This is a genomic window from Paenibacillus kribbensis (genome assembly GCF_001705305.1).
In the GTDB taxonomy this organism is placed as follows: Bacteria; Bacillota; Bacilli; order Paenibacillales; family Paenibacillaceae; genus Paenibacillus; species Paenibacillus kribbensis_B.
The window spans coordinates 136,077-155,861 of sequence record NZ_MCBP01000006.1 but is presented as its reverse complement, the minus strand read 5'-3'; the positions used below and the strand labels follow the sequence as shown (position 1 = coordinate 155,861).

The following is a 19,785-nucleotide window of genomic DNA, read 5'->3' as shown; positions in this document are numbered from 1 at the left end:
GCTAATATGAGTGAAATCTATCGTCTGGCACAACAGGAGGACGCCGAAAGATTGCAGTATGTGACGTACGAGGCATACGAAACGATTCGGCAGTTGGGGCTTCAGTGGCCTGCCGCTCAGGCAGACGTTCCCCTCATTCAGGAAAACATTAAAAATAATGATTGCTATGTGCTGGAAGTGGATGGCTCCATACAGGCTACGGTTAGCCATCTGAAAAATAGAGGCCTTGATTTTATAACAGACTTACCATTTGTGATGTGGTTCGCCGTAGACCCGGCTGCACAGGGCAAAGGATACGGGAGGAAACTACTGAACTGGGTAGAACAGGCGATTATTCGTGATCAGGTAGGTGCCCCTGCGGTGACACTGGCGACAGCGGAGAAACATCCATATCTGCTATCCATGTACGAGCGCTGGGGATATGAACGTATCCATGCTTTTGATCACGGAACAGGGGATGGAGTGATGCATTTACTGCGTAAAGTGGTGAATCCTGAATTATTTGATACCTACATTCGTGAGAAAAATGAAGCCGAGACGTCTAATCGTAATTAGAACCGATCAGCGGGAACGACACGGTACGCCTTTCTTAACACAAAATCCGTTTCTTACACTTTACTACACAGAAATTTTCACAAAAATTCATTAAAAATTACAAACAATGCCTGATTTTTAGACAAAAGAGGGCATTGTTTGTGTGTATAATATATGTATACATTATATCGACATACTTTAATTTACTTTTATGTTTATATTGAAACAAAAACATTTATATATCGCATTTTTTTCTTATTAAAGGAATTTAAAAAGATATTGACATTTTTCGAGTCCATATCTATTATATAAATAAAATATTTCTCATTTAATACTTACTTATCGAAAAACATCCTGTATGACCTCAGCAATTTCTCATCACATTCATCTATGATGCTGAATTTCAGGTTCCAATAGCCTGAAATTCCAGTATACCTCAAGGTTTTTACACTTCCAAGTCTACTCACACACCTGACTTTTGATCTTAATCACACCACGAATGGAAACTTCATAACCAATTCACTTTTACATGTCGATTACTGTTTTTTGACAATCGGTTTTGTTGCTTTTTGCTATATCTATCTCTACAGCTGTTGTCTTCATACATATGTACATTAACACCTGAATCGTAAAAACATTTTTGTTTTGCCACATCTTTGTGGGGAGGAAAGGGGTTTGGTATGAATCGCATGGCTTTGGTTTTTCCGGGACAAGGGTCTCAGTATGTAGGAATGGGAACGGCATGGCATAGCGGTTTTACAGAAGCGGATCGCTTGTTTGAAGAGGCTGCTGATATTTTGGGATATGATCTGAAAGCTTTATGCATGGCAGGTCCGATTACTCAGCTATCCAGAACATTCTATACTCAGCCCGCACTTCTTACGATCAGCGTCATTGCATTTCGGCGTTATATGCATGAAATCGGGATGATCCCTGAATTTTCAGCAGGTCATAGCCTGGGTGAATATTCAGCTCTGGTAAGTAGCGGTGTTCTAGCCTTTGGCGACGCTTTACGACTGGTCCAAGAGCGGGGACGCTTCATGGAAGAAGCCGCAGTGGCAAGACTGGGCAGCATGATTGCCGTTCGAGGAGCTGAGCCAGGCGCCGTGGAAGAATTCTGTCGTCTGCACTCCACAGTCGATCAGCCTGCTGTCATTGCCTGTTACAATTCACCTAATCAGTATGTCGTTTCAGGTCATCACACCTCTGTCGCTGTGGTAGCTGGCGAGTTAGAACAGCGGGGTGCCCAAATTACGCACTTGCAGGTCAGCGGTCCTTTTCATAGTCCGCTTATGCAGCATGCTGCAGACAGACTGACTGCAGAGCTGCAAAAATACACTTTAAATGAGGCGAAGTGGCCCGTGATCTCCAATGTGACCGCTCAGCCATACCCCAATCTTGATAGCATCCGTCAAGGATTGATTTTGCAAATGACTCAACCGGTTCGATGGATTCAAACCATGCAGTATATGGTGAATCATGGCGTGAAACAAGGCATCGAGTTAGGTCCACGAACGGTGCTGAAAAATTTGGCGAAGGAAATAAATACTACCATCGAAGTGCTGTCTCTGGACAGAGACCTGGATCGCGTTGAACTGGAACGCCGGTTCTCGATCCGTAATTGGATTGCCTGTTCCCTGTCACTGGCGGTGTCTACCCCCAATGCCAATTGGAATGAAGATGAGTATCGAAAGGGTGTTATTTTACCTGTTCGGAGACTGGAAGAATTATTGCGAAACTCAGAATCAGGCAGCAGCCCATCTCCTGCTGCTGAGCAGAGACAGGAAATACTGGAGTGTATTCGCCTGGTGTTGCAAACCAAACAGGTCTCCGAAGGAGAGCAGAAAGTAATGCTGGAGCAATTGAGGAGGGATCAGGATGGAGCAGTTTCAAACTTTAATTGAAATCATTCAAGACCGCGCAAGCCGGGATGAGAACGGAATCACCTTTATTACTGGTGATAAACAAGAGGAATATGTATCCTACAGTAAACTTCTGGAGCAAGCATCACAGGTACTTTATGAATTACAGGAAAAAGGGATACAACCTGGTGATGAGCTGATCATGCAGATCGACGACAATCATACTTTTGTGAATGTATTTTGGGGTTGCCTACTCGGTGGAATCGTTCCTGTTCCTGTAAGCATAGGGAATAATGATGAGCATAAAATGAAATTGTTTAAAATCTGGAACACACTCTCCCGCCCTTATATGATTGCAGATGACAAGGTATTGGAGCAGCTGGAAAAATACTCGCACCAACATGAACTGCTGGATTCCTTTGAGCCTGTTAAAAAAGCGACTTTTTCAAGCCATACATTTGATTATTCCAGTCAGAGCAAAGGTGTAGTCCATATATCCAAACCGGAGGATTTAGCTTTTATCCAATTTTCCTCAGGTTCTACAGGTGATCCCAAAGGAGTCATGCTGACGCATGAAAATTTGGTTTACAATATTCGGGATATCGCAAATCAAACGGGCATGAGCTCCAAGGATGCTTATTTGGGCTGGATGCCGCTTACGCATGACCTGGGATTGATCGCATTTCATTTAACCTGTGTGATCGCTAATGCCAAGCAGCTGATTATGCCGACGTCACTTTTTATCAGACGTCCGTCTTTATGGCTAAAAAAAGTATCGGAGCATAGGGTGACTCAAATATGCTCTCCCAATTTTGGATATAAATTTTTTCTCGATCAGTATAAACCTGAAACAGCGTCTAACTGGGATTTATCAAGTGTTCGTATGATCTTAAATGGAGCTGAGCCCGTATCTGTGGAGCTTTGTCATGTGTTTATGGATGCCATGAGTGTTCACGGTTTGAATAAAAATGCGATGCTCCCTGTCTACGGATTGGCAGAGGCGAGTGTGGGTGTTTCCTCTCCATATATGGACAAAGATACCTTTATCCCTATTCATTTGAATCGGCAGCAGTTACACGTAGGTGAACCCATCGAAGAAGTGGACAAGTCCGACAAGCGGTGTCTTACTTTTGTGGATTTGGGGTATCCGTTGGCCAGTATCTCTGTCCGCATTTGCGATGAACAAAATCAGGTGCTCGAAGATGGGGTGATTGGACACACACAGATCCGCGGCAAGAATGTGACAGCCGGATACTATAACAATCCAGAGGCTACCGCGAAGGTCAAAACAGAGGATGGTTGGCTTATCACCGGAGATTTAGGTTTTATGCGGAACGGCCGCCTGACTATTACCGGTAGAGCCAAGGATATCATTTTCGTGAACGGACAGAATGTCTACCCGCATGACATCGAGCGGATTGCCGAGGAACTGGATGGCGTGGATCTCGGGAAAGTAGCTGTGTGCGGTGTACATGATGCGCAAACCAGGCAGGATCGTATTGTTGCCTTTGTGATGCACACGAAAAAGATAGAGCATTTTGTACCGCTTGTCCAAAAGCTGAAAAGCCATCTGAATTACCGGGGAGGTTGGCATATTCAGGATGTGGTTCCGATCCGGCGTATCCCTAAAACAACCAGCGGGAAAGTTCAGCGCTTCAAATTAGCCCAGAGTTATGAACAGGGCGAATTTAATGAGATACTGACAACTCTGGCCGAGGCCACTCAAACCGTGCAAGCAGCTGAGCGTGCAGTTTTGCCTCAAGGAGAGATAGAACAGAAGCTGATTGGAATCTGCCAGGATATTTTAAATGTAAAATTGATTGGGACGGACGATAGCTACTTTGATATCGGAGCGACTTCCTTGCAGCTCGTTCAAATTGTGGACCAGTTGGAGGATCAATTAGGGATTCATATGGAGGTGACGGACTTCTTTTCCTATCCGACTATCGCCAAGCTGGCTGCGTATATCTCCAGTCAGGACCTAAGCAGTGAAACGGCTGCAACAGCACAGTCTGAGGGCAAGAAGGAAGCGAATGACCGGGATATTGCCATCATTGGCATGTCTGGCAAATTTCCTCAAGCGGAAACACTGGAGCAGTTTTGGGCGAATGTGGCATCAGGGGCTGACAATATCGGCCCGTACAGCGACGAAAGAAGAAAAGATGCCGAAGCTTTCATTTCCCGTCTGAATACGGAAGGACGGAATGTGCAAATCGCGGAAGGTGGATATCTGGACGAAGTAGACAAGTTCGATTATTCCTTCTTTAAGCTGACTCCGCGGGAAGCCTCGCTAATGGACCCCAATCAACGGCTATTTCTACAAACCGCGTGGAGCACGATTGAGGATGCGGGGTATGGAGGTAAGCAACTGGCAGGCCAAAAGGTTGGCGTGTATGTCGGTTTTTCCAAAACCAGCTTCGAATATGAGCGTTTGTTGTCCGAGGTGGAACCGGGCGCGCTGCCGAACTTTGCCATTGGTAATTTATCGTCCATTATTTCCAGCCGGATTGCATATTTGCTCGATCTAAAAGGCCCAGCGCTAACCGTTGATACAGCATGTTCTTCCTCACTCGTGGCAGTGCATTTGGCCTGCAAGTCCATCCTTAATGGAGACTGCGACATGGCCTTGGCAGGTGGAGTGAAGACGATTTTGCTGCCGCTGAAAGCAGGTATTGGCATGGAATCCTCCGATGATCGGGCACGCGCCTTCGACGACCAGTCGGACGGAACGGGCTGGGGTGAAGGAGTTGGAGCCGTTTTCCTGAAGCCGCTGCGCAAAGCGGAACAAGACGGTGACAACATTTTAGCCGTGATCAAGGGAAGTGCCATCAATCAGGACGGCAGCACGATTGGTATTTCCGCGCCGAATGCGCTGGCTCAGGCAGAAGTGATTTCGCAGGCGTGGCGCGCTGCACGGATTGATCCTGAAACGATCAGCTATATCGAAGCGCATGGCACCGGAACCAAGCTGGGCGATCCGGTTGAGATTGACGGCATCACCAAGGCTTTCCGCAAGCATACACAGCGTAAGCAGTTTGTGGCGATCAGCACGGTCAAAACGAATATCGGTCATTTATACGAAGCCGCCGGGATTGCGGGCTTGATCAAATCCGTACTGTCCATGAAGCACCAACAGATTGCGCCGCTCGTTCATTTTCGCACACCAAACCAAAAGATTCATTTTGAGGAATCCCCGGTATATGCCAATACGAGGCTGAGGGAATGGAAGACGAACGGTTTCCCGAGAAGAAGCGGGCTGAGCTCCTTTGGATTCAGCGGGACAAACTGCCATGTGGTGTTGGAGGAATATATAGCGAAGACGGAATCAGACCAAGCCTCAACGGACAGCAATAATAGATCATCACCGCTGCTGCTGACCTTGTCAGCGCGGAGTGAGTCCGCTTTGCGAGAGCTGATCGGGCGGTACGCAGAACGGTTCGGACGCGCGGAAGAACTCGTGATGCAGGATGTATGCTATACGGCTAACACAGGCAGAAGTCACCTGAATCACCGGGTTGCTGTGACTGCCGCAGGGGCGGATGCGTTGAAAGCGAAGGTGCTTCAGTTGCACGAACAAGGCAGAGTCGTCGAAGGTGTATACACCGGGAAAGCGGATAGCACAGGTGGCGCAGAGAGGGTCGCTGGAAGCTTGGACACTTTGCAATCACTGGAGCAACTGGGTGCCAAGTACGTGCAAGGAGCACAGATCGATTGGAATGCCCTATATGCAGGTAAGCACTACAAAAAGGTTTCTCTGCCTACGTATCCATTCGAACGGAAAAGATGCTGGATTAACGTGCCCGAACAGGTTCGAACGGAGCGGAAGGCACCAGTTCATGAAAACTCAACAGTAAAGGAGTCTGGAATGATGGGGAACGAATATTCAGCGTCGGCATCTGCTGCCGATCAGCACATATCATCTATTCTTCAAAAGTTAGCGAAAATGATCGGTAACGTGTCCCAGCTCAGCCTGGAGGAACTGGAGCCACAAACACATTTTCTGGAGCTTGGGCTGGATTCCATTAATTTGTCCCAGGTTCGCCACAGTATCAAGGATACCTTCGGACTGGACGTTCCAATGAACGAATTTTTCGAATCGCTGACCACGCTGGAGCTGTTGGCCAGCTACGTAGCCGAGCGGGTGAGCATTTCCACTTCTGCTGAAACCCCGGTTCAATCTGTGGAAAATCGTCCAGAAAAAACGCTGAACCAGGTTGTTCATGCAGCTTTCCCGTTAACCCAACCGTCTCATGACTCCGCCGTTCCGGTTGCCGCATCCGTGTATGCCATAGATTCGGCTGGGCATACACGGGCTCAAAGTCTCCCAATCGCTACAGCTCCTGCAGCTGTAGAGCGAATTTTGGAGCAACAGCTGCATCTGATGTCACAGCAGCTCGATGTTCTCCGACATCAGCCATCTGCATCCGTAATAGCTTCCGAGCCATTTAGCCCGGAAACGGGCGTTTTGCCAACGGCAAGTAGCGAAAGCGCACAGATCATCCGTACTGAATCCAAGCAGAAAGTCGCGGCTGCATTAGCATCGGCTCCATCCGTAAAGGCTGTTGCCAAGCAGACAGGCAATGAAGCCAAGCCGTATACGCCTTATAAAAAGCTGGATGTTAAAGCACGTGAATTGCTTTCGCTCCGTCAGGAACAACACCTGCAAGAGCTGATTGAGCGCTACACGGCCCGTACGCGTAGCACCAAACAGTACACCCAGCAGTATCGCTCTGTATACGCCAATAACCGCAATGTGGCTGGTTTCCGGCCTGTTTTGAAGGAAATGGTGTACCAAATTGTATCCCAGCGTGCAGACGGTTCAAAAATTTGGGATCTGGACGGCAATGAATATGTCGACTTGACGATGGGCTTTGGTGTGAATCTGTTCGGACACAATCCGGCCTTTATTCGTGTAAAAATTGAGGAAGAGCTGAAGAACGGCATGTGTGTCGGCCCCATGTCCAACATGGCTGGGCAAGTCGCCGAGCGAATATGCAAAATGACCGGCGTGGAACGGATTGCCCTGTATAATTCCGGCACGGAGGCTGTCATGGTCGCGCTCCGTTTGGCACGTGCTGCCACTGGACGAGCTAAGGTCGTTCTTTTTGCTGGCTCGTATCACGGTACATTCGACGGGGTGCTGGCACTGGGGAGCGCCGGTGATAACAAGGAGCATTCGACACCTCTGGCTCCAGGTATCTTGCAGCATATGGTGGACGATGTCGTCGTGCTTCATTATGGGACGGACGATTCCCTGGATTATATCCGCACCCATGCGCATGAACTGGCCGCGGTTATAGTGGAGCCGGTGCAAAGCCGCCGACCAGATTTTCAGCCTAAAGCCTTTTTGCAGGAAATTCGCCAGATAACGGAGCAGTCGGGTACTGCCTTCATTTTTGATGAAGTCATCACAGGCTTCCGGATTCAGCCCGGGGGAGCCCAAGCGTGGTTTGGGGTGCAAGCCGACCTCGTGACCTACGGTAAAATCATTGGCGGCGGGCTGCCCATCGGCATCGTAGCCGGAAAAGCCGCCTTTATGAACGGGATCGACGGAGGCACGTGGAGCTTCGGGGACGATTCCTATCCGCAGCATGAGCAGCAGCGAACCTTTGTGGCAGGAACCTTCTGCCATCATCCGCTGGCCATGGCTGCATCCTTAGCGGTGCTGGACCATTTGGAGAAAAATGGCGAGCAACTGCAAAATCGCTTAAACAGCCGTACCTCGGCGTTAGCAGCGGAGCTGAACAGCTATTTCACTGACGAACACGTACCTATGAAGGTCGTTCACTATGGCTCCCTATTCCGCTTCGTGCTCAAAGGCGATCTGGAATTGTTCTTTTATCACATGCTGGACAAAGGCATCTATATCTGGGAGGGACGAAACTGCTTCTTGTCCACGGCCCATACCGAAGAAGATATTGCGCGAATCGTACAAGCGGTCAAGGATAGCGTGAACGAGCTGCGCAAAGGGGGATTTTTACCGGACCCGCCCCCGAATGGAAACGGCCCGGGGCCGGGCAAGCAACCTGTAACCGTACCTCCAGAGGCTGAAGCAGCAGAAACTGTGATTGCGTTAACTCCAGAGCAAAAGCAGCTTTGGTTCGCCTCTGTTTCAGATCGAAGTGACTCTCAATCCTTACACGAAACCGCCTTGTTGCGGTTTCGTGGCCCACTTCAGCAGCAGGCGTTCAACCAGGCTGTCCAGACCGTTGTAAACCGTCATGAAGCCTTACATACCTTTATGAGCGGCGATGGGGAAACTCAGGTGATCGCTCCTGTGATGAAAGCGGAAGTCCCGCTTCATGATTTTACCAGTCACCACCCGGATGAACAGGAACAACATATCCTGGCATGGATGATCAAGGACAGCGAAACCCCGTTTGCCATGACGCCAGGCGAGCCGTTATTCCGGATTCATCTGCTGAAAATATCGGATGAAGAGCATCTGAGTGTCTTTACGTTTCATCATTTTATCGCGGATGGCTGGTCGATTGGTGTATTCATTCAGGAACTGGAGCAGATCTATTCTGCGCTTGTCCGACAAGCTGACTACAGCCTTCCAGAACCAGTACCTTTTCGGAATTACGTTATTTGGCAGCAGGACCAGTTGAAAGCAGGGAAAGAAGAGGCACTGGCTTTTTGGTCGGCGATGCTGGATAAACAGCAGCCTGTCCTCCACCTGCCATCTCCGGTGAGGGGAATACAGATTCCGTCTTCCAGAGGAAGCAGACATACCGTAATGCTCGAAGCGCCGCTTGTTAAACAATTGAGATCCGCCAGCATAAAGCTGGGCAGCAGCCTTTTTGTAACGCTGCTATCCGCCTTTCAGATTTTTCTGCATCGCCTGACAGGGCAGCAGGAAGTAACGGTGGGGGTTCCCACCGCAGGACAATCCCATATGGACGCCTTCTCTTTGATCGGCAACTGTGTCAACTTGCTTCCGATGATCAGCGAAGTGCGTCCTGATGCTACTTTTACGGAGCATGTCCAAACGGTCAAAAAGCGCATGAATGAACTGGACAGCATTCAAAAGTACAGCTTTGCCGGACTCGCTCAGTTGGGGCTGAGGCATTTGCCTGTCATTAACGCGGTGTTCAATATGGATCGACCGATTCCGCGTTTTCAATTCCATGGACTGGAAGCAGAACTCGTTGAGAATGAGGTGTCATTCAGCAAATACGAGTTGTTTTTGAACGTGACAGAGACGCAGAAGCAATTGCGTCTTGATTTCGACTACAATTCGGATCTTTTTCAGCAAAACATGCTCGAAGCCTGGTCAGGATATTTCCTGAATCTGCTGCATTCCCTTGTAGAGGAAGAAGGGGCTCGTGTTTCCGCGCTGTCTTTACTCCGTGCGCCGGAGAACGAACAGCTTCGAGCTGTATGGGCAGCAAATACCGATGCCAACGGAAACTATCTTTGCGTCCTTGATGCCTATAAGCATTTGGCACCTGTTGGGACAGCAGGGGAGGTGTATCAAGCCTCAGCAGCAGGTTTGTTGGGAACGACCCGGGAATGGGTTTACGTGGAGAACGATGGCAAGCTGCGGCATATTGGAAATTTGAATCGGAGCATCCACATTCGCGGACACCAGGTTAATCTAGAGCAACTGGAGAAACACCTGCTGCAGATTTTCCAATTGGAGTCCTGCGTCATTACACCACAAACGGACGAAGCTGGAAAAGTCTCATATATAACCGCCTATGTGGTCGCAAACGCATCGAAGCCTTGGGAAGAAGGAGCACTAAAAAAGGCTGCAATCGAAATTCTTCCAGATTATACGCAGCCCCGTTTTTGGATTCCTATGGATCATATTCCTCTTCTGTTGGATGGTCAGCCTGATCTACAGGCTTTGCCAGAGCGGGGACAAGCAAGCGTATTCACTAAAACAGACGCCGTTTCTAAGAACCACGTCGTAGAAGATCAGCTCGTGAACATTTGGATGGATGTTCTGAATGTAACGGATATCAGCGATGACGATAACTTTTTTCAACTGGGTGGTGATTCACTAAAAGCGACGGTCATTCTGTCGAGAGTCAACAAGGAATTGGGTGTACACATTCCACTTAGCCACATTTTTGAGCTGCAAACGATTGGTGATCTGGCTACATATATTGCGAGTGGAACAAAGAAGACCTACAAACCGATTGTATCAGTGAAATCGCAAGCCTTCTATCCGGTATCTTCTTCCCAAAAGAGAATGTATGTGCTTGAACAGCTGGGAGCCGGAACGGCCTATCATGTACCCGGTCAGCTTTTCATAGAGGGAGATCTGGAGGTTCCCCGCTTCATTGAAGCCGTTAGGGAAGTTATTTTGCGTCATGAATCCTTTCGGACGTATTTCGATCTGGAAGATGGGGAAGTGGTACAAAAAGTTCGGGACACGATTCCATTCGACATTCCGTATACCCGGATTTCCAAGGAAGAAGCAAAACAGGTTCGGACCTTGTTTGTTCAGCCTTTTCATCTGGGAACAGCTCCTTTATTCCGCGCCGAACTGTACGAATTTATCGAAGGTGGCTTCAATCTGCTAGTGGATATGCATCACATCGTATCCGATGGTTTTTCCATGGCCGTGCTGCTGGATGAAATTATTCAACGGTATCAGGGTAGACAGCTTGCGAACATTCAGCTTCATTACAAAGACTTTGTTGCCTGGCAGAAGCAGCAGATCACTGACGACGCATTGCAAGCGCATGAATCATATTGGCTCCAGACCTTGAATGGCGAGCTTCCTGTACTAAATATGCCTACGGACTTTTCACGTCCACAAGCACAAAGCTTTGAAGGTGACAGCTTGACCGTCACCTTGGAATCCAAACTTACGAGCAGACTCTACAAATTGGCCCAAGATACCGAATCGACGATCTTTATGGTACTTTTGGCGGCTTATAATGTCCTGCTGGGCAAATATTCTGGCCAAGAGGACATTATCGTGGGTACACCTGTTGCCGGAAGACGGCATGTGGATACGCAAGCGATGATTGGCATGTTCGTCAATACGCTGGTTCTTCGCAATCAGCCGCAAGCTTCTTTAACGTTCCAATCCTTTTTGCAGGAGGTTAAGAAGAACTCGCTGCTGGCACTGGAGCATCAGGAATATCCGTTTGATGAGCTTGTAGACAAGCTGGAACTGGTACGCGACGTAAGTCGAAACCCGGTATTCGATACGATATTCAGTTTGCAAAATGTCGGCACGGATGTTTTGGAAACAGGAGGCATTCGTTTTAAACCAGAAGAATTCAACGCGGGTATATCCAAGGTAGATTTTTCATTGCATGTGACCGAGGAGAAAGAACGTTTGTCCTTCACTTTGGAGTATGGCACAAAGCTGTTTAAACCGGAGACCATCCGACGGCTGGCAGAGCATTATGTGCGAATTTTGGAAACGGTAACGCAGGATGTCAGGGTGCGGTTGGCCGATATTACGATCGTATCTGATGAAGAGAAGCAATTGCTGCTAACCGGATTTAATGATACCGTCGTACCTTTCCCGTACCATGAGACACTTCACGGGCAGTTTGAAAAACAAGTCCTACAGACGCCGGATCATATAGCATTGGTGTTCGGAAAGCAGCGTCTGACCTACCGGGAGTTGAACGAACGCGCGAACTCACTGGCACGGGTACTTCAAGTGCATGGTGTAGGACCCGATAAGCTAGTCGGTCTGATGGTGCAGCGTTCGGCGGAAATGATTATCGGTCTGCTCGCCGTGCTAAAAGCGGGTGGCGCTTATGTGCCTATCGACCCTGAATATCCGTCAGCCCGTATTGAATATATGCTGAGTGACAGTGAGGCTGCCGTACTCCTGACCAGTCGCGATCTGGTAGGAGAACATCATTATAGCGACAAAACCTTGTTTATCGAAGATGAGGAAGTATATCAAGGGGAAAGGACCAATCTGGAAGCCACTGCTCAGCCGGAGCATCTGGCTTACGTCATCTATACTTCTGGCTCAACCGGAAATCCGAAAGGAGTTATGCTCCAGCATCGCTCGGTGCTGAACTTTATTACAGGAATGCGTGAAGTGATCGACTTTGCAGGGAACAAAACGATTTTATCGCTAACCACCATTTCGTTCGATATTTTCGTTTTGGAAACGATTCTGCCGCTGCTGGGCGGAATGACCGTCGTGCTAGGCGACCGCCATCATCAGGTTGATCCTCAGACACTTGGAGAGCTGATTACTGCACATCATATTGACATGCTGCAAATGACGCCATCCCGGCTGCACATGCTGTTGAGTCATGAGGAAGGCTCCCGTGCGCTGCAAGGTGTACAGGAAATTATGGTTGGGGGAGAAGCACTTCCGCCCAGGCTGCTGGAGGCATTGCAGAATTTGAACGGTCCCCGCATTTATAACATGTACGGACCTACGGAAACGACGGTTTGGTCGGCAGTGCAGGAACTTACTCATGCCAAACAGATTGACATTGGACGCCCCATTGCGAATACGCACATTTATGTCCTGGATGCGCAGGACAGATTACAGCCAATCGGTATACCGGGCGAGCTATGCATTGCAGGGGAAGGGCTGGCCCGTGGCTATTGGAACCGCGAGGAGTTGACGGTGGAAAAATTTGTGGATAATCCATTTTCAACAGGAACACGAATGTACAGAACGGGTGACCTCGCTCGCTGGAAAGCAGATGGAAATCTGGAGTTTATCGGCCGAATCGACTATCAGGTGAAAGTACGGGGATTCCGGATCGAGCTGGGTGAGGTTGAAAATGCTTTGATGAGCCATTCTGCAATTCAAGAGGCAGTCGTCATTGTAAATCAAAACAAAGAGCAAGAATCCGTCTTGTGTGCCTACCTTGTATTGCATACAGAAGAAACACCAAGCTTAACGGTCATTCATGAACATGCCGCCAAGTTGCTTCCGTATTATTCGGTTCCGTCTTACTTCGTGTTTCTGGATCGGATACCGTTGACACCGAACGGAAAAACCGACCGAAAAGCATTGCCGGAGCCTGAAAAGCTATACCGACCGGATGTGGCCTATGTAGCGCCGCGAAATGATGTGGAAGAAGTTTTGGGCGCCGTGTGGCAAGATGTTTTGGGACGTGATCAGGTGGGCATTCAGGATAACTTCTTCCTGCTCGGAGGCGATTCCATCAAAGCAGTTCAGGTCATTGCACGCATGCGTCTTCACGGATATTCACTGGATATCCGACACGTACTGGAGCATCCGTCCATTGAAATTCTGAGCGGCTATACAGAAACACTGTCCCGTCCGATTGCGCAAGGCACGGTAGATGGAGAGGCGCCACTGACACCGATACAACGACATCTAATCGATTGGTTCGAACGGCATCCAGCATCCGTGGCACTTCCTGCCGCAATGTCGGTACTGCTGTTAGCAAAGTCGGGCTTTGACGAGCAGCCATTGCGAGCCGCATTGAAGAAAATCGTAGAACACCACGATGCTCTGCGCCTTGGCTTATTACAACAGGCTGACGGGACGGTCACGCAAGCTCACAAAGGACTGAATGAGGAGCTAATCACGCTGGAGGTGCTGTCGCTTACGGGAACGGAAAGCGAAGCACGCGGCCAATTGGAAGCTGAATGCCAACGCATCCAAAGCAGCCTGCGGCTGTTTGAAGGACCACGAGTTCGGGCAGGGCTTTTCCGTCTGGATAGCGGCGATCATCTTTTCCTTGCCGTAGACCCGCTAGTGGCTGATGCCATCTCATGGAATATTTTGCTCGAAGATTTGGCAACAGGCTACGGACAAGCTCTGGATGGGGAAGCGATTGTCTTGCCGGACAAAACGAACGCTTACCAAACGTGGGCAGAGCATCTTGAGCATTATGCAAATAGCAAAAAGCTGCTCAAGGAGCAGGACTATTGGAACAAGATAGAGTTGTCCGAGTGGGGAACGCTTCCCAAAGACCATGAAGTCATTACGGATTCTGGATCGGAGAGACAAACACATCGGCTCCAACTGCAATTATCAACAGCCGAAACCCGGCATCTGATGACACAGGTCAACCATGCCTACAATACCGTGCCGGAGGAAGTACTGCTCTCTGTGCTGGGTCAAACAGTGTCCGAATGGTCAGGGCAAGAACGGATTGCACTCTACGTGGAGAACCCTGGCCGAGAGCCGGGTGAAACAAATTCGCTGGATATCTCCAGAACGATGGGGCAATTTACGTCCGTGTATCCAGTTGTACTGGACATCAAATCTGCGGATGATATAGCGCTGTTGCTCAAGCGTGTGAAGGAGACCATTCGACAGGTTCCCAACCAGGGACTGGGCTACGGTGTATTAAAATATTTGACCGAAGTGAGCAATCCAACGAATTCCAAACGTTCCCGTCATCCGGAAATCGGTTTCCGTTATATAGACTCCCTACACCCGGAATCGGTTTATTTCTCAACATCGCCGCTGCAAGCTGAAATTGGGTCAGGTACCAAGGATGCGGTTAGTGGTTCATCTTATGCTCTTTATATGGATAGCCGCTTGGAAGACGGAAAATTAAGTATTCGTATATCCTATGACAGAAATGCATATGAAGAGCGCACGGTCAAACAACTTTTCTCTAGCTTTGAAACACACCTGTTGAACACCATTCGTCATTGCCTGGAACAGTCCGGTCAGGAACTGACACCAACAGACGTAGGGGCAGAGGATCTGGATCTGGAAGAGTTCGAAGAGATGAAGCATTTTTATGAAAGCCTATAATTATTCGCCCGAGGGGGAAATCCGATGAGTAAAAGGCTTGAAATCGAAAAAGTGGCCAATTTAACGCCTTTGCAGGAGGGGATGCTCTTTCATACAGTGATAGAGCCGGAATCACAGGCGTACTATGAGCAAGTACGAATGACCATCCGGGGTGAACTGAACCTGGAGGCTCTGCAAAAGAGCTTTCAGACCCTGGTACAGCGTCACGAAACGCTTCGTTCGAATATTTATCATAAAAGTGCCTCCCGCTCGCGGCTCATCGTGTTTAAGGAGCGAAATCCAACGCTTCGTTACGAGAATTTGATGAATATTCCCGAGGCGGAGCAAGCTGAAGCCATTCGCAGCTACGCAGACGCGGACCGGAACCATCGTTACGATCTGAGCAAGGATTTGCTCATTCGTCTGACTGTGCTTCAAACCCAAACGAACGCATATACGCTGCTTTTAAGCTTTCATCATATTATTATGGACGGCTGGTGCCTCGGCATCGTGATGGACGAGCTGTTCGCGGCTTATGAAGCACTGAAAGCGGGTAAGACCGTACAACTGCCAACACCGCAGCCCTACACTGGCTATGCCCGCTGGCTGGATAAGCAGGATAAGGAGGCGGCGAAGGAATACTGGCGGTCCATCCTGAACGGCTATGATCAGCCAGCCGTGCTGCCAACTCTGCCTGTAGCCGATCCGCTCCAGGCAGATACCGGGTACTTGCTGCATGAGCATAAAATAACACTTACGGATGAAACAACCCGTCAATTGCGGACGGTGGCTGAACGCAACGGAACAACCCTTAGCAGTCTGTTTCTGACTGCATGGGGAGTGGTGCTTGGAGGATACAACCAAAGTGAAGACGTCGTCTTCGGCACTGTTGTTTCCGGTCGACCACCGGAACTTGAAGGTGTTGAACAGATGTTGGGACTTTTCATTAACACCATACCGGTACGGATCAAATTGAATGCAGATCAGCCATTCTCAGGTCTGCTTCGTGAAGTGCAGCGCAGTGCGGTTCAATCACGGGCATATGACTATTTTTCACTCGCTGAAATACAGTCCCAGTCAGCGCTCAAGCAGCAACTCATGGATCATTTTGTTGTATTTGAAAACTACCCGCTGGAGGATATGGTTGGCCGGCCTGATCTGAAGGAACGGCTTGGATTCGTCGTGGAGGACGCTCAGCTGTCCGAAGAAACACCTTACCACTTCAACATCGAAGTGGAGGACGGAAAAGCGCTGAGCTTTATGCTGTCCTACAACAACTATGTCTACAGCGATGAAGCGATGACACGGTTAGCTGGACATTTGGAGCATACACTCGTTCAGATTGCACGTATACCAGAACTCCTGCTGCGGGACATTCGTTTGCTGACCGCTACAGAAGAGGCGGAGCTAATCAATGTATGGAGCGGACCGATTGCCGACTATCCTGCCGGAACGTTTCATGGAATATTTGAGGCGCAGGCAGAACGTATCCCGGAACAGACCGCTGTCATCTACGAAGATACCGCACTGACCTATCATGAGTTGAATGAGCAGGCCAATCTGCTTGCTCAAGCATTACAAAACCGTGGGGTTAAGCGTGAACATCTCGTCGCCGTGATGCTTGAGCGTTCAGCAGACATGATTATCGCTGTGTTAGGGATTATGAAGGCGGGAGCTGCCTACGTACCTGTCGATCCCACCTACCCGAAAGAGAGAATTGCTTACATGCTTCAGGACAGTATGGCTACGATTATGCTCACGCAGTTTTCCCTGACTGGACTATTGGCCGATGTGGATTTTGCGGGTGAAGTGCTGGACTTGCCAGCGTTACTTCAACAAGCTTCACTTCAACAAGCTTCACAAGCGGAGCATTCTCACCAACAAGCGCCTATCTACGTGCCTATCCATGATCCTGAGGCTTTGGCCTACGTCATTTACACATCGGGAACGACGGGCAACGCGAAAGGCGTGATGATCGAGCATCGCCATTACGTAAATACGGCGTGGGGCTATAGAGAAGCTCACCAGTTAAAAGAGTTTCCAGTTAAGCTCCTTCAGATTGCCAGTATGTCGTTCGATGTCTTTGCCGGTGATCTGGCCAAGACATTCTTGAACGGAGGCACCATGGTCATTTGCCCGCAGGATGTGCGCAACGATCCTCCAGCTTTGGCCCAGGTTCTCGAACAGCACGAAATTACGACGTTTGAAGTTCCGCCAGCTTTGTTGACGCTACTTATGGCCTACGTATATGAACACGGTACAGATGTCAGTGCCATGAAGTTGCTTACTACAGGCGCGGACAGCTTTGGCATTGAAAACTATCGGACGCTTTTGAATCGCTTCGGCGATACGATGCGCATCATAAATACCTACGGTGTAACCGAAGCGGCTATTGATTCCAGCTTTTATGAAGAAACAGTTGAACGTCTGCCTCCATCAGGTATCGTCCCGATTGGAAAAGCACTGCCAAATCATAAAGTATATATCGTGGATGAGGCTTTGCGGCCGCTCCCTATCGGCGTAGCCGGGGAGTTGTGCTTGGGCGGTGCTTCTGTGGCCCGCGGTTATTTGAACCGTCCTGACCTGACGACGGAGAAATTTGTACCGAATCCTTTTGTGAACGGAGAGCGTCTGTACCGCACCGGAGATCTGGCTCGCTGGCTGCCAGATGGCAACATTGATTTTCTCGGCCGGGTTGATTTTCAGGTGAAAATTCGTGGTTACCGGATCGAGCTTGGTGAAATTGAGTCGGCCTTACTCCAATTGGATGAGGTACGCCAAGCGGTGGTCACGGATAGAACGGATAAGACCGGACAAAAGTATTTGTGCGCCTACGTAGCAGGTACAACCGACAAATCCTTCTTGCGGACAGAGCTTGACAAGCAGTTGCCAAGCTATATGGTGCCTGCGCATATGATTGTGCTGGATCAATTGCCTTTGACCCATAACGGTAAAATTGATCGACGTGCGCTTCCAGAACCCGAAGATTTTGCGTTGACCGACGTCGAGTATGAAGCGCCGCAAAGCGAGCTGGAGCAGACACTCGCTTCCATCTGGGAGGAAGTCATTGGCGTTAAGCCGATTGGCCTGCGCAACAACTTTTTCGACCTTGGCGGGGATTCGATCAAGGCACTACAAATTATGGTCCGGTTGAATGCGAAGGGCCTCAAAATGGATATGAAGGATTTGTTCCGTCATCCGCAGATTGATTTGATCGCTCCTTATATTAAAGAAGTAACCCGGACCATCCCGCAGGGGGAAGTACAAGGTGTAGTGGAGCTGACACCGATCCAATGGGAATTTTTTGAGCATCATCGAACAGAACGTCACCATTATAATCAGGCTGTCATGCTCCAGAACGCCGAAAGATGGAACGAGACCTGGCTGAGAATCGCCATGGATAAGCTGACCACGCACCATGATGCCTTGCGTATGACCTTTGATGAGCGTGAAAAAGAACCTGTCGCCTATAACAGAGACACAGCCGAAGGTGAACGCTTCACATTGGAAAGCTACGATTTTTCACATGCTGACCAGCCTGAGGAAGAAATTGCGCAGCTTGCTGACGCGTTACAGAGCCGTTTTGATTTGCGCAACGGCCCGCTTGTGCGTTTGGCTTTATTCCGGCTACAGGAAGCCGATCATTTATTAATCGTCATTCATCATCTTGTCGTAGACGGTGTGTCATGGAGAATCCTGCTGGAAGACTTGGAAACAACTTACCAACAGTTAGCTAACGGTGAAAAGCTACAGCTCCCCGCCAAGACCGATTCCTACAAGGAATGGGCAATACGTTTGTCCGAGTACGCGCAAAGCGCACAGGCGCGTCAGGAAATAAACTATTGGAATGCGGTAGAAGCTCGTGAGATACACCCTCTGCCAAAAGATCATGAGGTTTCGGTTAGCCTCATCCGTGACGTACGCCAATCCGAAGTGACACTCAGCCAGGAAGAAACCGAAAACCTGTTGAAACACGTGCACCATGCCTACAATACCGAAATTAATGATATTTTACTGACGGCGCTAGGGTTAGCTTTTCATGAATGGAGCGGACATGCTGAAATTGCGGTTTATTTGGAAGGGCACGGCAGGGAGGAGTTCATCAAAGACATAGATGTTTCCCGCACAGTCGGCTGGTTTACGTCCGAGTATCCGTTTGTGATAGACGTGAGCAAGCCGGAAGACTTGGCCCATCAGATCAAGGTGGTTAAAGACAAGCTGCGGCGGTTGCCCAACAAGGGCGTAGGATACGGGATTTTACGCTATTTGTCCCCAAGGAACCAACAGGGCACGAAGACACTTTTTTTAGCCAAGGTCCCTGAAATCAGCTTTAACTACTTGGGGCAACTTGATGGGAAGGCTGGAGCAGATGCACCTTTGCGAATTTCGACGCTTTCTTCGTTTGTCGGTGCTGAAGTTAGTCCTCATGCCGAAAGAACATTTACCTTTGATATCAATGGTATGGTAATGGATGGAAAATTTCATCTTGTATTTGACTATAGCGGGCGTGAATATGAACCATCTACGGTGGAGCGGTTGACTACGGGATATAAAAAGCATTTGCTGGGGCTCATTCGCCATTGCTGCGCAAAGGAAACAACCGAGCAAAGTCCGACTGATTTCACATACGGGCAATTATCCATCGGAGAGTTTGAACATATGGCAAGTCGTTTGGCCGACAAGCTGTTGAACAATCTCAAATAAAGATGAACAAACCAA

At 49.0% G+C, this 19,785-nt stretch carries 4 protein-coding genes; all 4 read left to right on the top strand.

Annotated elements, in window-relative coordinates:
• Positions 1 to 6 precede the first annotated feature (6 nt).
• Positions 7 to 555 carry a GNAT family N-acetyltransferase gene (locus BAZ21_RS13470; RefSeq protein WP_068501321.1) on the top strand — a complete coding sequence of 183 codons (549 nt, stop codon included), beginning with the start codon at positions 7 to 9 and terminating at the stop codon, positions 553 to 555.
• A 659-nt stretch (positions 556 to 1,214) separates the two neighbouring features.
• Positions 1,215 to 2,438 (top strand): ACP S-malonyltransferase, encoded by a 1,224-nt coding sequence (gene fabD, locus BAZ21_RS13465; protein WP_068501319.1) that lies wholly within the window; start codon positions 1,215 to 1,217, stop codon positions 2,436 to 2,438.
• Positions 2,413 to 15,087, top strand: a complete 12,675-nt coding sequence (locus BAZ21_RS13460) for a non-ribosomal peptide synthetase (protein ID WP_068501316.1) — start codon at positions 2,413 to 2,415, stop codon at positions 15,085 to 15,087. Before fabD ends, BAZ21_RS13460 begins: the two co-directional genes overlap by 26 nt.
• Before the next feature lie 24 nt (positions 15,088 to 15,111).
• On the top strand, positions 15,112 to 19,770 hold the full coding sequence (locus BAZ21_RS28995) for a non-ribosomal peptide synthetase (RefSeq protein ID WP_068501312.1): 4,659 nt from the start codon (positions 15,112 to 15,114) through the stop codon (positions 19,768 to 19,770).
• Positions 19,771 to 19,785 lie beyond the last annotated feature (15 nt).

Excerpts from the sequence above, each read along its gene's own strand:
- BAZ21_RS28995 (WP_068501312.1), top strand. The coding sequence starts at position 15,112 with ATGAGTAAAAGGCTTGAAATCGAAAAAGTGGCCAATTTAACGCCTTTG.
- fabD (WP_068501319.1), top strand. The coding sequence starts at position 1,215 with ATGAATCGCATGGCTTTGGTTTTTCCGGGACAAGGGTCTCAGTATGTA.
- BAZ21_RS13460 (WP_068501316.1), top strand. The coding sequence starts at position 2,413 with ATGGAGCAGTTTCAAACTTTAATTGAAATCATTCAAGACCGCGCAAGC.
- BAZ21_RS13470 (WP_068501321.1), top strand. The coding sequence starts at position 7 with ATGAGTGAAATCTATCGTCTGGCACAACAGGAGGACGCCGAAAGATTG.